Genomic DNA, 15,088 nt, shown 5'->3' with positions numbered 1-15,088 from the left:
TAAGTCCCGCACTTGCTAGGGTCAACACTCATGAACCTGGATTTCAGCTCTGCCTTTACTGAGCGCACCCCCCGCATCGTTAACGCCGCCAAACTTCACCGCAGTGCCGCTCGCAAGAAATCCCCGGTTTTCCTCGTCGAAGGCGAAAATTGTGTGGAAGCCGCCATCGCCACCGGCGGTGCTCGCGATCTTTTCCTCACCGAAGCCGCCGCCGAACGCTTCGATGAGATCCTCACTCTCGCCGGAAACCTCGGCGTCTACGTTCACCCCATCACCGACAAGGCCGCCAAGTCGCTGTCTGACACTGTCACCAGCACCGGCCTGTTCGCCCTCTGCGATAAAGAGGTCCTTTGGGGTACCGGAAAAATTTTGGCTGGCCGCCCACGTCTTTTAAGCATCCCGGTAAATACCGCCGAACCCGGTAACGCGGGGTCTCTCATCCGCATCAGCGATGCGATGGGTGCGGATGCTGTGATCTTCGCTGGCGATACTGTTGACCCACTTAGTTCCAAGGCGGCTCGCGCCTCAGCTGGTTCGCTCTTCCACATCCCAGTGGCAAAAGATAAAAGCACCCCCAATGACCTGCTCGGCCAAATCCGCGCCAAGGGCCTGCAGATCCTGGCCACTGCCGCCGATGGTGAGGTTAACTTGGATGAAGCTGATGAGCTGCTCGCCCAACCCACCGCCTGGTTATTTGGCAATGAAGCCCACGGTCTTGGCCCTAAACTCCTGGCCCAAGCCGATCACCGCGTACGCATTCCCATCCGCGGTCGGGCGGAATCCCTGAACCTTGCCAGCGCTGCAGCTATCTGTTTGCACGCTTCAGCTAAAGCCCAAAGCACCCCGGCAGATAGCGGCGCATATTAAGAACTGAATAAAAGTGGACAACAGGTAGCAGTGATCCACAGCCAGGCAGGTAAGATGACACACCGTTGATTTCCAGCACCAAGCTAGCGCCACAAGCTAGCGCCACAAGCTAGCGCCACAAGCTAGCAAACCCCTAGCAACCAACCAATACAGCTAAAACACATTAAAAATAGAAAGGCCTTAGGGAGCGTCGCGTGAGTGAACAGCAGGCAACACCCCAGATCGAGTTAAGCGAAGAAAGCTTGGAGGCCGCCGCCCAGCGCGCCCTTGATGCTTTTGCTGCCGCCGATAACCTCGATGAGCTCAACGAAGCCCGCCGCGAGCACCTCGGCGACGCCGCCTATATCCCGCAGGCACGCCGCGCCCTGGGTAGCTTGCCCAAGGAACAACGCAAAGACGCTGGCCGCCTGGTCAATATGGCCCGCGGCAAGGTAGAAAAGAATTTCGCTGAAGTTAAGGCTGAACTCGAGGCCAAGCGCAATGCCGAGCGCCTCATTGCCGAACGCGTGGATGTCACTGTCCCCACCACGCGACGCCAAACCGGCGCCCTGCACCCCATCACCACCTTGAGCGAACAGATCGCCGATATCTTCCTCGCCATGGGCTGGGAAATCGCCGATGGCCCCGAGGTCGAAGCCGAATACTTCAACTTCGATGCCCTTAACTTCCTGCCCGACCACCCAGCGCGCACCCTCCAGGACACCTTCCACGTGGGCGCGGAGAACTCCAAGCAAGTGCTGCGCACGCACACCTCCCCGGTGCAGGTGCGTTCCATGCTGGAGCGCGATGTGCCGCTTTATATTGCTTGCCCGGGCCGCGTCTTCCGCACCGATGAGCTTGATGCCACCCACACCCCGGCTTTCCACCAAATTGAAGGCCTCGCGGTGGATAAGGGCCTGACCATGGCGCATCTTAAGGGCACCTTGGATCACCTCGCCCATGTGCTTTTCGGCCCGGATACCACCACCCGTATGCGCACTAATTATTTCCCCTTCACCGAGCCTTCTGCTGAGGTGGATGTGTGGTTCCCGAATAAGAAGGGCGGTGCCGGCTGGATCGAGTGGGGTGGTTGCGGCATGGTCAACCCCAATGTGCTTCGCGCGGTGGGTGTGGACCCAGAGGAATACACCGGTTTTGCTTTCGGCATGGGCCTAGAGCGCACCCTGCAATTCCGCAATGGACTATCCGATATGCGCGACATGGTCGAAGGTGATGTGCGCTTCACCTTGCCCTTCGGTATTCAGGCCTAACTCGTCGACCCACGTTAATCAGGAGAATTATTCATGCTTATTAGTCAAAACTGGGTCACCCGCATCCTTGGCGAGTCCAACCCCGGCTGGTCTGTCACCCCGGAGGAACTCGATAGCGGCTTCGTGCGCGTTGGCTTCGAAACCGAAGGTTATGAGCCCATCCCCGAAACCACTGGCCCGCTGGTGGTCGGCCGCGTGGAGTCCATCGAGGAGCTCACCGGCTTCAAAAAGCCCATCCGCCACTGCCACGTGAACGTTGGCCAAGCCAATGGCACCGGCGAGCTGCAATCCATTGTCTGCGGTGCCCGCAATTTCAAGGAAGGTGACCTGGTGGTGGTCTCCCTTCCCGGTACTGTGCTGCCCGGTAATTTCGAGATTTCCGCGCGGGAAACCTATGGCCGCATGTCTGCCGGCATGATTTGCTCCGCCTCGGAGTTGGGGTTTACCGATAAGCAAAACTCCGGCATCATTGTGCTTTCTAAAGGCACCCCGGGTGAGGATGCCCGCGAGATCGTGGGTGTCCAGGACACCGTCTTTGATGTCAATGTCACCCCGGATCGCGGCTATGCGCTTTCTGCCCGCGGTTTAACCCGCGAACTTGCCAGCGCCTTCAACCTCAAGTTCCAGGACCCGATTAATGCCGAGCCGCTGGGTCATACCGATGGCGAGGTCCTCCCAGTCGCCATCGATGAGGACACCAAGGCCATTCGTTTTGGTATCCGCAAGGTCAGCGGCATTGATCCCGCCGTGGAATCGCCTTTCTGGCTGCAGCGTGAGCTGATGCTTTGTGGTCAGCGCCCGGTTAATGCCGCCACCGATGTCACCAATTATGTGATGATGGCGCTGGGTCAACCCATGCACGCTTTTGATGCCAACCTCATCAAGGGGGGCTTGCATGTTCGTCTGGCACAGCAGGGCGAGACTTTAGAAACCCTGGACCATGTCACCCGCAAGCTGTCGGAAGAAGATGTGGTGATCTGCGATGATCAGGGCATTCAGTCGCTTGCCGGGGTGATGGGTGGCTGCACCTCGGAGATCAACGATGACACCACGGATGTGTATTTCGAGGCTGCCTGCTGGGATCCCATTACGGTTGCCCGCACCTCGCGTCGCCACAAATTAAGTTCGGAGTCTTCGCGTCGCTTCGAGCGCGGCGTGGACCCGGCACTCTGCGAGGCCGCCTTGGATTTGGCTGCCCGCCTGCTGGTGGAGATCGCCGGTGGGGAAGTGGCCCCTGGTCGCACCCTGGTCGGTGAGATCCCGCAGCTGCCCACCATCACCATGGCTGCTTCTATGCCTTCGCGGATTGCTGGGGTGGAGTATTCCACTAGCACCGTGATCAATCGCCTCAAGGAGGTTGGCTGCCAGGTCAGCGGCGAGGACACCTTGGAGGTCACCCCACCTACCTGGCGTGGCGATCTGAGCATGCCGGAGGATCTGGTGGAGGAGGTGCTTCGCCTCGAGGGCCTGGACTCGATCCCCTCGATCCTTCCCACCCCGGTCGGTGGCACAGGTTTGACCCCGCGTCAGCGTCGTCGCCGCGCGGTGGGCCACGCCCTGGCCTATAACGGCTACGCCGAAATCCTGCCCTCCCCCTTCATCGCGAATGGTATTTTCGATACCTGGGGTTTGGCTGTGGATGATCCGCGCCGCAATGTCGTTAAGGTCCAAAACCCGCTGGAATCCGACCATGGCATTTTGGGCACCACCTTGCTGCCCAGCATGTTGGAGGCCGTTGTCCGCAATGTTGCCCGCGGCCGCCACGACCTCACTCTTTTCGCCCTCCAGCAGGTCGCTTTCAAGCGCGAAGACACCTCCCCGATGCCAAGCGTTACCCAACGCCCGGATGAGGACACCATCGCCAGCGTCATCAATTCCCTCCCCGAGCAGCCGCTTCATGTGGCCACTGTGGCCGCCGGTGCCTTGGAACTTGAAGGTCCCTGGGGGGAAGGCCGCGCCTACACCTATGCAGATGCCATTGAGTCCGCACGCATCGTGGCGCGCGCAGCGGGTGTCGAGATTGCTTTCTCGAGATCGTCTCAACTGCCCTGGCATCCGGGACGCTGTGCAGAAATTAAGGTGGGGCCGCACGTTGTAGGTTATGCAGGCGAGTTGCATCCTGAAATCCTCGAAGCAATGGAACTGCCGGCGCGTACCTGTGCCATGGAGTTGAATCTCGATGGCCTGCCCTTCGATGAGGTCTTGCCTTCCCCGGTGCTCTCCGCCTTCCCGGTGGTTAACCAGGATCTTGCTTTGGTGGTTGGTGAGGAAACTCCGGCTGAAGAAGTCCGCGCCATTGTTGTGGAAGGTGCCGGTGAGCTGCTGGAATCCGCGCAGCTTTTCGATGTCTACCGCTCCGAAGAGCAGCTGGGTAAGGATAAGAAGTCTTTGGCCTTCGCCTTAACCTTCCGCGCTAAGGACCGCACCTTAACTGAAGAGGAGTGCTCGCAGGGTCGTTTGGCTGCTGCTGAGTTGGCGGCGAAGCGAGTGGGCGCGGAGATGCGCGGCTAAAACACCACGGATGAATAATTTTCATCTGGCTGCATAATTTGTTATGCTCTTCGGCATGACAATTAAGGTAGCGGTGGCCGGCGCCACAGGATATGCCGGCGGCGAAATCCTCCGACTCTTACTCAACCACCCCAAATATCACAGCGGGGAATTAGAGATCGGGGCATTAACGGCAGCGAGCTCGGCGGGCCAAAAGGTCGCCGAGCTGATGCCGCACCTACCGCAATTAGCTGATCGCATTATCGAACCCACCGACATGGAACACCTGGCCGGCCACCAGGTGGTTTTCCTTGGGCTTCCGCATGGGCACTCCGCGCAGATCGCCGCCGAACTAGGCGATAGCGCCATTGTGATTGATTGCGCGGCGGACCACCGCCTGAAAAGCGCTGCAGCATGGGAGCACTACTATGGCTCCGAACATGCTGGCCACTGGCCCTATGGCATCCCGGAACTTCCCGGGCACCGCGAAGAACTCGCTAAGAGCAACCGCGTTGCCGTACCGGGATGCTTCCCCACCGGCGCGACCTTAGCGCTCTACCCAGCGATGGCGGCCGGCATTATCGCACCAGAGGTGGTGATCACCTCTATTACTGGTGTTTCTGGTGCCGGTAAGAAAGCCTCTGTACCGATGCTAGGTAGTGAAACCATGGGTTCTTTGAAGGCCTATAACACTGCCGGTAAACACCGCCACACCCCAGAGATTGCGCAGAACTTGGCTGAAGCCTTGCACACTCAGCAAGAACACATCAAGGTGAGTTTCACCCCAGTTCTTGCACCCCTGTCCCGCGGAATCCTGACCACCGCCAGCGCCGATCTCGAGAAAGCAATAACTGAGGAAGAGGTACGCGGAATCTATGAGAAATTCTGCGAAAATGAACCCTTCTTGCAGCTCCTTGAGGCTGGTCAGCAACCCCAAACCCAAAATGTGGTGGGCGCAAATACCTGCCATATTCAGGTAGAAGTTGATCAAGGCGCGGGGCGCCTGCTGGTGACCTCGGCGATTGATAATCTCACCAAGGGAACCGGTGGGGCAGCGGTGCAATGCATGAATATTACGCTCGGTTGGCCAGAAACTGATGGTCTTCCGCTTGCGGCCGTCGCACCCTAAATAAAGTTAAGGACAGTATCTTATGAGTGGCATTACCACACCGCAAGGATTCCGCGCAGCGGGGATCACCGCCGGAATTAAAGCCTCCGGGAAACCGGATATGGCCTTAGTCGTTAATGATGGCCCGGAATACACCGCGGCCGCGGTTTTTACCTCCAACCGCATTGTTGCCGCCCCGGTGACACTTTCGCGCAAAAACATCAGCAATGGTGTTATTCGCGCGGTGCTTTTTAATTCCGGCAACGCTAATGCCTGCAATGGGAAACCCGGGTTAGCTGAAGCCAGCGAACTTGCGGAGCGCATGGCCGCCGCGCTCGATATTGCGCCGGAAGATATGGGCGTGTGCTCCACCGGCATTATTGGCGAGCGGCTGCCGATGGATATTATGCGCGCCGGTGTGGATGCACTGCCGGCAGCCTTGGGGATCGACCAAGGCGATGCCGCCGCGGAAGCGATTATGACCACCGATACTGTGCCGAAATCCGCGCAGGTGCGCCGTGACGGTTGGAGCATTGGTGGGATGGGGAAGGGTGTGGGCATGATGGCGCCCGCACTGGCCACCATGTTGGTGTGTTTAACCACCGATGCGAAGATCAGTGCCGCAGCCGCGCAGGAAGCTTTAAAAAAGGCGGTGGATCAGACCTTTAATACCCTCGATATTGATGGTTCTACCTCCACTAATGACACGGTCTTCTTGCTTGCCAATGGCGCCTCCGGGATCCAGCCGAGCCAGGCGGAATTAGATGCCGCGGTGCTAGAAATCTGTGCTGATATTGCCGACCAACTCCAAGCAGATGCCGAAGGCGTTACGAAACGAGTCCGCATCATTGTGGAAGGTGCCAATAGTGACGCCGAAGCACTGAATGCGGCGCGTGCCTTGGGGCGGGACAATCTTTTTAAATGCGCCATGTTCGGCTCCGACCCGAATTGGGGGCGCGTGCTGGCCGCCATTGGTACCGCCGATGCGGAGATGGACCCAGACAATATCACCGTCACCTTCAATGGGCATGTGGTGTGCAAAGAAACCCAAGGCACCCCGGATGCCCGCGAGGTGGACTTAAGCGGTGCCGATATTGAAGTTCGCGTGGACCTGGGCCTGGGTGGGGAAGGCCGCGCCCTGGTGCGTACCACCGACCTTTCGCATGCCTATGTGGAAATTAATTCCGCATATAGCACCTAAAAGAGCAGAGACATGATGAACGAGATCATTAAATCTTTAACCAATGAGGCGCGCGCCCACGTACTTGCTGAGGCTTTGCCCTGGCTGCAGTACTACCGCGACAAGATCGTGGTGGTGAAATATGGCGGCAACGCCATGACCGATAATGCACTTAAAGCTGCCTTTGCCGCGGATATGGTGTTCCTGCGCACCGTGGGTGCTAAACCCGTGGTGGTGCATGGTGGTGGCCCGCAAATCACCGACATGCTGAACCGCCTGGGCTTAAATGGCGAATTTAAGGGCGGCTTCCGGGTGACCACCCCGGAGGTTATGGAAGTTGTGCGCATGGTGCTTTTTGGCAGCGTGGGCCGCGAACTGGTGGGGTTGATTAACTCCCATGGGCCCTATGCGGTGGGAACCTCTGGTGAAGACGCCGGACTATTTACCGCGGAAAAGCGCTATGTCGAGGTCAACGGGGAACTCACTGATATCGGGTTGGTGGGCAACATCGTGGATGTGAACCCCACCGCGGTGATGGACATTATCGAAGCTGGTCGCATCCCGGTGGTCTCCACCATCGCCCCAGGAAACGACGGCCAGGTATATAACGTCAACGCTGATACCGCCGCCGGCGCCTTGGCTAGCGCTATTGGGGCGGATCGCCTGCTGGTGCTTACCAATGTGGAAGGCCTGTACACCGATTGGCCGAACCGCGATTCCTTGCTTTCGAAGATCACCACCGACCAACTGGGCCCGCTATTGCCCAACCTGGATTCCGGCATGATCCCGAAGATGGAAGCCTGCCTAAAAGCCGTGGAAGGTGGGGTATCTGCCGCGCATGTGATTGATGGCCGCATTGCGCACGCGGTGCTGCTAGAACTACTGACCATGGGCGGGATTGGCACCATGGTGTTACCCCAAAATTATTCCTTGGATGATTATCCAGATGGGACCGTATTCCGGAAGGACGAAGAACACTAATGAGCACCGTGCATGACGCCTGGGCAGGCGTGATGATGAATAACTACGGCACCCCACCGCTTGCCCTGGTAAGCGGCAAGGGCGCCAAGGTCACCGCCGAAGATGGCCAAGAACTCATCGATATGCTCGCCGGCATTGCGGTGAACTCCCTTGGGCACGCGCACCCTGCCGTAGTAGAAGCCATTAGCACCCAAGCTCAACGCCTCGGGCATGTGTCGAATCTCTTCGCCTCCCAACCGGAGATCACGCTTGCTACCCGCCTGGGTGAACGCTTCGCCCCCGGTGATGACACGGTACGTGTTTTCTTCTGCAACTCCGGTGCCGAAGCTAATGAAGCCGCCTTTAAACTAGCGCGGCTTACTGGAAAGAAACGCGTGTTGGCAGCACACCATGGCTTCCATGGCCGCACCATGGGGTCCTTGGCGCTAACCGGGCAACCCAGCAAACGCAAGGACTTTGAACCACTACCTAGCGGGGTGGAGTTCTATCCCTTCGGCGATGCCGCTTACCTGCGCACCCTCATTGAGATGAACCCCGCGGATACCGCCGCGATTATCTTAGAACCCATCCAAGGCGAAACCGGGGTAGTGCCGGCACCGGAAGGCTTCCTGAAGCAGGTCCGCGAACTTTGCGATGAGTTCGATCTATTGATGATTGTTGATGAGGTACAAACCGGGGTGGCCCGTACTGGAGAGTTCTACGCCCACCAACACGAAGGCGTACTCCCGGATGTGGTGACCATGGCCAAAGGCCTAGGTGCTGGCATGCCCATTGGTGCCTGCCTGGCCCGCGGCAAGGCCGCCCAACTATTTGGCCCTGGCTCTCATGGCACCACCTTTGGTGGCAACCCTGTCGTCTGTGCTGCTGCTAATGCGGTGCTTGATGTCATCACCGATGGTTTCCAAGACAGCGTGCGCGCCAAAGGTGAGCTGCTAGCCGAAGAAGCCAAGAACATCCCTGGGGTAGTGGATGTTCGCGGCCGTGGCCTGATGCTGGGGTTGGTCCTAGCTGAAAATATTGCCGCCAAGGTGGTTGCCCAAGGGCTCAAAGAAGGTGTGATCCTGAACGCACCGGCGCCGAATGTACTGCGCCTGACCCCACCGCTGATTATTAGTGAAGATGAGATCCACGAGGCAATCGCCCGGATTCGCACCGCCCTGGAAAGGACCACCGCATGAGCCCACGTCACTTCTTCGCAGATGATGACCTCAGCCCCGCCGAGCAGGCTGAAGTCTTGCAGCTAGCCGCAAAGCTAAAAGCTGAGCCCTATTCGAAGCGCCCCTTCGAAGGCCCGCAATCTGTGGCGGTGCTTTTTGATAAAACCTCCACCCGCACCCGCTTTTCCTTCGACGCCGGTATCGCCCAGCTAGGTGGCAATGCCATCGTCGCGGAGATGGGGCGCACCCAAGCCGGTAAGGGCGAAAGCTACCAAGACACCGGCGCAGTACTCAGCCGCTTTGTCTCCATGATTGTGTGGCGCACCTACGCCCATAGCAACCTCGAAGAGATGGCGGAGACCGCCACCGTTCCGATTGTTAATGGGCTATCTGATGACACGCACCCCTGCCAGATCCTGGCGGACCTGCAGACCTGTGTGGAAAACCTCTGCCCGGAGGAAGGCCCCAGCGGACTGAAGGGACTCAAAGCCTGCTACCTGGGAGATGGCAATAATAATATGGCCAACTCCTACATGTTGGGCTTCGCCACCGCAGGGATGGATATCAGCATTATTGCTCCTAAAGAATTCCAGCCGGAAGAAAAATTTGTGGAGCGCGCGCGAGCCCGAGGCGCGGAAACCGGGGCCACTGTGAGCGTCACTGATGATGTGGATGAAGTTACAGGCGCACAGGTGATCATCACGGACACCTGGGTATCGATGGGGCAGGAAAGTGATGGCAAGGATCGCCGCACCCCCTTCTTGCCTTATCAGGTAAGCGCCGAGGTAATGGCTAAAGCCGCTGATAATGCGATCTTCTTGCATTGCCTGCCGGCCTATCGCGGAAATGAAGTTACCGCGGAGGTCATTGATGGCCCGCAATCTAGGGTCTTTGATGAAGCCGAAAACCGCTTGCATGCCCAAAAAGCCCTGATGGTGTGGCTGCTCGACCACCAACCTGGCGCATGAGTAACCCGCAAACACCACCGACGCGTACCGCACGCCAGGGCAAGATCCTCTCGATCTTGGATAAACACCGCGTGACCTCGCAGGTGCAGCTTTCGGAACTCTTGCTTGATGAGGGCATCGACATCACCCAAGCCACGCTATCGCGTGACTTGGATGAACTCGGGGCCCGCAAAATCCGACCCGAAGATGGTGGGCGCGCCTACTATGCGGTGGGTACCCCGGATGCCCCCATTGGGGAACAACCCAGCGGGCCCCGCGAGAAACTCCGCCGGATGCTCGATGAGTTGGTGGTATCGGTGGATTATTCCGGCAATATCACGGTGCTGCGTACCCCAGCCGGTGCGGCCCAATACCTGGCGAGCTTCATCGACCGAGTGGGCATGCCGGAAGTGGTGGGTTGCATCGCCGGGGATGACACCATCTTCGTGCTTGCTCGCGAACCCTATGATGGCGAGCAGCTCGGCGAGTTACTTGCTGGTAATAACCCTGACCCGCGCTAAAGTAAATCCAGCCGCATAACGCTAAAACTAATAATTCAAGGAGAAGAACACTCATGACCGATCGCGTTGTACTCGCATACTCCGGTGGCCTGGATACCTCCGTGGCCATCCCCTACCTGGCCAAGATGACCGGCGGTGAAGTTATCGCCGTGTCCCTGGACCTGGGTCAAGGTGGCGAGGACATGGAATCCGTGCGCCAGCGCGCATTGGATTGCGGCGCTGTGGAATCCATCGTGGTTGATGCCAAGGACGAATTCGCCGAAGAGTACTGCCTGCCCACCATCAAGGCCAATGGCATGTACATGAAGCAATACCCCCTGGTCTCCGCGATTTCCCGCCCGCTGATCGTCAAGCACCTGGTGAAGGCCGCCAAGGAACACGGCGGCACCCACGTCTCCCACGGCTGCACCGGTAAGGGCAATGACCAGGTCCGCTTCGAAGTAGGCTTCGCTAATACCCACCCGGACCTGAAGGTCATCGCACCGGCTCGTGACTATGCCTGGACCCGCGATAAGGCCATCGCCTTCGCCGAAGAGATCAACCTTCCCATCGAGCAGTCCAAGAAGTCGCCCTTCTCCATTGACCAAAACGTGTGGGGCCGCGCAGTGGAAACCGGATTCCTCGAAGACCTGTGGAACCCGCCGACCAAGGACCTCTACGCCTACACCGAAGACCCCGCACTGGGCAACGCCCCGGATGAACTGATCATCAGCTTCGAAGCCGGCAAGCCGGTAGCCATCGATGGCCGCAAGGTCACCGTGCTCGAAGCCATCGAAGAGCTCAACCGCCGCGGTGGCGCCCAAGGCGTTGGCCGCCTGGACATGGTGGAAGACCGCCTGGTGGGCATTAAGTCCCGCGAAGTTTATGAAGCCCCCGGCGCCATGGTGCTGATCACCGCACACCAAGCTCTGGAAGACGTGACCGTGGAACGCGAACTGGCCCGCTATAAGCGCCTCGTTGATGCCCGCTGGTCCGAAGAGGTATACGACGGCCTGTGGTTCGCACCGCTTAAGCGCTCCCTGGATGCCTTCATTGAATCCACCCAAGAGCATGTCACCGGCGATATCCGCCTGGTGCTGCACGCCGGCAATATCACCGTCAATGGGCGCCGCTCCAACCACTCGCTCTATGACTTCAACCTGGCCACCTATGACACCGGCGATACCTTCGACCAGACCATGGCCAAGGGCTTTGTGGAACTCCATGGGCTTTCTTCCAAGATCGCGAACCGCCGCGACCGCGAAGCCTAAACCCAAAAAGTAGAGAAAGGACCTGCGCGACAACATGCAACAGCACGGAACCAATCAAGGCGCCCTCTGGGGCGGACGATTCGCTGGCGGCCCCTCGGACGCCATGTTCGCCCTCAGTGTTTCCACCCACTTCGACTGGGTGCTGGCGCCCTATGATGTGCTGGCCTCCAAAGCGCACGCCCGCGTACTACACCGCGCCGGGCTATTAAGCGACGAGGACTTTGAGACCATGTTGGCGGGCCTGGATCAACTGGGTAAAGATGTTGCCGATGGCAGCTTCCTCCCAGACCCCACCGATGAGGATGTGCACGGCGCCATGGAACGTGGCCTCATCGAACGCGTTGGCCCGGAAGTTGGTGGCCGCCTGCGCGCCGGACGTTCTCGCAATGACCAGGTTGCGACTCTCTTCCGCATGTGGGTGCGCGATGCTGCCCGCGATATTGCGTTGAGCCTCACTGAGCTGATCGACGCCCTCCTGGGGCAAGCAAAGGCACACCCTAAAGCGATCATGCCTGGTAAGACGCACTTCCAGGCCGCGCAACCGGTGTTATTAGCGCACCAACTGCTTGCTCACGCGCACCCACTTCTGCGCGATATTGAGCGGCTGCGGGATTTGGATAAACGCCTAGCTATTAGCCCTTATGGTTCCGGGGCGTTGGCGGGTTCCTCGCTTTCTTTGGATCCAGAGGCCATTGCCGAAGAACTTGGGTTTAATGAGGCAGCCGATAACTCGATTGATGCCACTAGCTCCCGTGATTTCGCTGCGGAAACTGCGTATGTGCTGGCCCAGATCGCGGTGGATATGTCGCGGCTAGCTGAAGAAATCATTGCTTGGTCCACCCCCGAGTTCGACTATGTGACCTTGGATGATGCTTGGTCAACAGGTTCTTCGATCATGCCGCAGAAGAAGAACCCGGATATTCCGGAGCTTGCCCGCGGTAAGAGTGGTCGTCTGATCGGTAACTTGGCTGGCCTGATGGCTACCTTAAAGGCCATGCCCTTGGCTTATAACCGCGATCTCCAAGAAGATAAAGAGCCCTTGGTGGACTCCTTCTTACAGCTCAATTTGCTGCTGCCGGCGATGACCGGTTTGGTCACCACCTTGACCTTCCATGAAGATCGCCTCCTTGAGCTTGCCCCGGCTGGCTACACCTTGGCCACGGACCTCGCGGAATGGATGGTCCGCCAGGGCGTGCCCTTCCGCGAAGCCCATGAAGCTTCCGGTGCCTGCGTGCGCATTGCGGAGGCCCGTGGCGTGGGCCTTGATGAGCTCAGCGATGAGGAACTCGGCAGCGTGGATTCGCGATTGACCCCGGAGGTTCGTAAGGTCCTCACCGTGGAAGGCGCAGTCGCTTCGCGCGCCACCCGTGGCGGCACCGCTGGCCCTCGGGTTGCGGAACAAGCCGAGCGAGTCGCTGCTGCTAATGAGGCGCATCGCAGCTGGGCAGGCACCGCAGTCCGCGGCTAAGTAGGCGCAGATTAGAATGTCCGACATGAGCATTGATCCGACCCTTCTTGATGTCTTGGCCTGCCCGCAGGACAAAGGCCCACTGCGATATCTGGAAGAGGAACAGCTGCTGGTCAACGATCGCCTGCACATTGCCTATCGCATTGACGATGGCATCCCGGTGATGCTGGCCGATGAGGCCATCGAGTACCCCGCCAAATAAGTCTGCACAAAAGGAAACCATGAACATTATTGAGGAACTGTCCTGGCGCGGGCAGATCAACCAATCCACGGATCTCGAAGAGCTCAACAAAGCCTGCGAAGAAGGACCGATCACCCTCTATTGCGGCTTTGACCCCACTGGTGCTTCGCTACACGCCGGGCACCTCGTGGCACTTTTCACCCTCAAGCGTTTCCAAGAGGCCGGACATAAAGTCATCGCCGTCGCCGGCGGCGCCACCGGCATGATCGGGGATCCCCGCGACGTGGGGGAGCGTTCCATGCTCACCGAGGAAGATATTGAAGCCAACCTCCAGAGCATCCGCCAACAGATTGAACGCTTTGTCACCATTGATGGCGACAAGGGCCGGTTGGTCAACAACGCTGACTGGACCGCGAACCTCAACGTGATCCAATTCCTTCGCGATATCGGGAAGAACTTCTCCCTGAACACCATGCTGGATCGCGATACCGTGAAACGCCGCTTGGCCTCCGACGGTATCTCCTACACCGAGTTCTCCTACATGCTGTTGCAGGCCAATGACTATGTTGAGCTGAATCGCCAATACGGTTGCACCCTGCAAATCGGTGGCTCTGATCAGTGGGGAAATATTGTTTCCGGCGTGGACCTCAACCGCCGCATCAACGGTGCCAAGGTTCATGGCCTGACTCTGCCCTTGGTGACCGACTCCGAAGGAAATAAATTCGGCAAGTCTACCGGTGGCGGAAAACTGTGGCTCGACCCGGAGCTGACCTCGCCTTACTCCTGGTACCAGTACTTCATGAACGCATCCGATAAGGATGTGATCAACTACCTGCGCTGGTTCACCTTCCTTACCAAGGACGAATTGGCGGAGTTGGAAACCGAAGTTGAGGAACGTGCGTGGGCCCGTGAGGCACAGCGCCGTCTCGCCCGCGAGCTGACCACTTTGGTGCATGGCGAAGCCGCCACGACTGCGGTGGAGCTAGCCTCCCAAGCGCTCTTCGGTAAAGCCGAACTCAAGGACTTGGATGAGCAAACCCTCGCCGGGGCCCTCCAAGAAACCACGATCGCTGAAATCCCAGCAGGGGAGGAGCCCACTATCGTGGACCTGCTCGTAGCCTCTGGGCTCTGCGAGTCCAAGGGCGCTGCTCGCCGCGCCATCAAGGAAGGTGGCGCCTACGTGAACAACGAACGCGTGACCTCAGAAGAGTGGCAGCCCACTGCGGAGGATCTGCTTCATGGCAAATGGCTAGTCCTACGCCGCGGAAAGAAAACCTTCGCCGGAGTTCGCTACGACAACTAGGCGATAGACAAGGTGCACTGACCAATGGTTAGTGCACCTTTTTTGTGCTTTAAGCTGGGTGTTTGTGTTGTTGGTGGGGTGTGGGTAATCTATGTCGGGTCGCCAGGGATGCCGGGTCTTCTGGTTGGGTGTTGTGGCGATAAGTTATCTGGTTGCTTGTATGCCTTGATGTTGGCGCGGTTTGCGTGTTGGTGTTGGGGTGTGTATGGTGACTGGGGCTGCTTGAGCGACTGTGTTTTGTTGGATGGTTGTTCTTGTTGGTCTTGATGTTTGAGAACTCAATAGTGTGTTGATGTACTTTTGTTTGTTTTGTGCATGGTGTTTGTGTTTGTGACCGTGTGTGGTTGTGTGCCGGGTGGCCTTGAAGCACTGGCATCCTTTTTTG

At 58.4% G+C, this 15,088-nt stretch carries 13 protein-coding genes; all 13 read left to right on the top strand.

Annotated elements, in window-relative coordinates:
• Positions 1 to 30: 30 nt before the first annotated feature.
• The 13 genes from BMZ01_RS05025 (at position 31) to tyrS (ending at position 14,703) form a co-directional block, all read left to right on the top strand.
• Positions 31 to 867, top strand: a complete 837-nt coding sequence (locus BMZ01_RS05025) for a TrmH family RNA methyltransferase (protein WP_092285102.1) — start codon at positions 31 to 33, stop codon at positions 865 to 867.
• Positions 868 to 1,061: 194 nt separating this feature from the next.
• Positions 1,062 to 2,117 carry a phenylalanine--tRNA ligase subunit alpha gene (gene pheS, locus BMZ01_RS05020; RefSeq protein ID WP_092285100.1) on the top strand — a complete coding sequence of 352 codons (1,056 nt, stop codon included), beginning with the start codon at positions 1,062 to 1,064 and terminating at the stop codon, positions 2,115 to 2,117.
• A 33-nt stretch (positions 2,118 to 2,150) separates the two neighbouring features.
• Positions 2,151 to 4,628, top strand: a complete 2,478-nt coding sequence (gene pheT, locus BMZ01_RS05015) for a phenylalanine--tRNA ligase subunit beta (protein WP_092285098.1) — start codon at positions 2,151 to 2,153, stop codon at positions 4,626 to 4,628.
• Between the two features lie 55 nt (positions 4,629 to 4,683).
• On the top strand, positions 4,684 to 5,736 hold the full coding sequence (gene argC, locus BMZ01_RS05010; RefSeq protein WP_092285381.1) for an N-acetyl-gamma-glutamyl-phosphate reductase: 1,053 nt from the start codon (positions 4,684 to 4,686) through the stop codon (positions 5,734 to 5,736).
• 22 nt (positions 5,737 to 5,758) lie between these two features.
• Positions 5,759 to 6,916, top strand: coding sequence for a bifunctional glutamate N-acetyltransferase/amino-acid acetyltransferase ArgJ (gene argJ, locus BMZ01_RS05005; RefSeq protein ID WP_092285096.1), 1,158 nt, complete (start codon positions 5,759 to 5,761; stop codon positions 6,914 to 6,916).
• A gap of 15 nt (positions 6,917 to 6,931) precedes the next feature.
• Positions 6,932 to 7,876 carry an acetylglutamate kinase gene (gene argB / locus BMZ01_RS05000; RefSeq protein ID WP_092285379.1) on the top strand — a complete coding sequence of 315 codons (945 nt, stop codon included), beginning with the start codon at positions 6,932 to 6,934 and terminating at the stop codon, positions 7,874 to 7,876.
• The gene (locus BMZ01_RS04995) at positions 7,876 to 9,054 is read left to right on the top strand and encodes an acetylornithine transaminase (protein WP_092285094.1); all 1,179 of its coding nucleotides are present in this window, start codon (positions 7,876 to 7,878) and stop codon (positions 9,052 to 9,054) included. Before argB ends, BMZ01_RS04995 begins: the two co-directional genes overlap by 1 nt.
• Positions 9,051 to 10,001, top strand: coding sequence for an ornithine carbamoyltransferase (argF, locus tag BMZ01_RS04990; protein WP_092285092.1), 951 nt, complete (start codon positions 9,051 to 9,053; stop codon positions 9,999 to 10,001). The genes BMZ01_RS04995 and argF overlap by 4 nt, the downstream gene beginning before the upstream one ends.
• Positions 9,998 to 10,501 (top strand): arginine repressor, encoded by a 504-nt coding sequence (locus BMZ01_RS04985; protein ID WP_092285090.1) that lies wholly within the window; start codon positions 9,998 to 10,000, stop codon positions 10,499 to 10,501. Before argF ends, BMZ01_RS04985 begins: the two co-directional genes overlap by 4 nt.
• Positions 10,502 to 10,554: 53 nt before the next feature.
• Entirely contained in the window at positions 10,555 to 11,751 is a 1,197-nt protein-coding gene (locus tag BMZ01_RS04980) for an argininosuccinate synthase (RefSeq protein WP_092285088.1), read from the top strand.
• A 34-nt stretch (positions 11,752 to 11,785) separates the two neighbouring features.
• Entirely contained in the window at positions 11,786 to 13,219 is a 1,434-nt protein-coding gene (argH, locus tag BMZ01_RS04975) for an argininosuccinate lyase (protein ID WP_092285086.1), read from the top strand.
• Positions 13,220 to 13,244: 25 nt separating this feature from the next.
• Positions 13,245 to 13,421 (top strand): Trm112 family protein, encoded by a 177-nt coding sequence (locus BMZ01_RS04970; RefSeq protein WP_092285377.1) that lies wholly within the window; start codon positions 13,245 to 13,247, stop codon positions 13,419 to 13,421.
• Positions 13,422 to 13,440: 19 nt separating this feature from the next.
• Entirely contained in the window at positions 13,441 to 14,703 is a 1,263-nt protein-coding gene (gene tyrS / locus BMZ01_RS04965) for a tyrosine--tRNA ligase (protein ID WP_092285084.1), read from the top strand.
• The last annotated feature ends 385 nt before the right edge of the window (positions 14,704 to 15,088 follow it).

It is taken from the genome of Corynebacterium spheniscorum, assembly GCF_900113445.1.
Lineage (GTDB): Bacteria > Actinomycetota > Actinomycetes > Mycobacteriales > Mycobacteriaceae > Corynebacterium > Corynebacterium spheniscorum.
This window is presented reverse-complemented; position numbering and strand designations above follow the sequence as displayed.

Bases quoted from the DNA above. Each gene is read 5' to 3' on its own strand.
- BMZ01_RS04970 (WP_092285377.1), top strand. From the start codon at position 13,245: ATGAGCATTGATCCGACCCTTCTTGATGTCTTGGCCTGCCCGCAGGAC.
- pheT (WP_092285098.1), top strand. From the start codon at position 2,151: ATGCTTATTAGTCAAAACTGGGTCACCCGCATCCTTGGCGAGTCCAAC.
- BMZ01_RS04985 (WP_092285090.1), top strand. From the start codon at position 9,998: ATGAGTAACCCGCAAACACCACCGACGCGTACCGCACGCCAGGGCAAG.
- argC (WP_092285381.1), top strand. From the start codon at position 4,684: ATGACAATTAAGGTAGCGGTGGCCGGCGCCACAGGATATGCCGGCGGC.
- argH (WP_092285086.1), top strand. From the start codon at position 11,786: ATGCAACAGCACGGAACCAATCAAGGCGCCCTCTGGGGCGGACGATTC.
- tyrS (WP_092285084.1), top strand. From the start codon at position 13,441: ATGAACATTATTGAGGAACTGTCCTGGCGCGGGCAGATCAACCAATCC.
- BMZ01_RS05025 (WP_092285102.1), top strand. From the start codon at position 31: ATGAACCTGGATTTCAGCTCTGCCTTTACTGAGCGCACCCCCCGCATC.
- BMZ01_RS04995 (WP_092285094.1), top strand. From the start codon at position 7,876: ATGAGCACCGTGCATGACGCCTGGGCAGGCGTGATGATGAATAACTAC.
- BMZ01_RS04980 (WP_092285088.1), top strand. From the start codon at position 10,555: ATGACCGATCGCGTTGTACTCGCATACTCCGGTGGCCTGGATACCTCC.
- argJ (WP_092285096.1), top strand. From the start codon at position 5,759: ATGAGTGGCATTACCACACCGCAAGGATTCCGCGCAGCGGGGATCACC.
- argF (WP_092285092.1), top strand. From the start codon at position 9,051: ATGAGCCCACGTCACTTCTTCGCAGATGATGACCTCAGCCCCGCCGAG.
- argB (WP_092285379.1), top strand. From the start codon at position 6,932: ATGAACGAGATCATTAAATCTTTAACCAATGAGGCGCGCGCCCACGTA.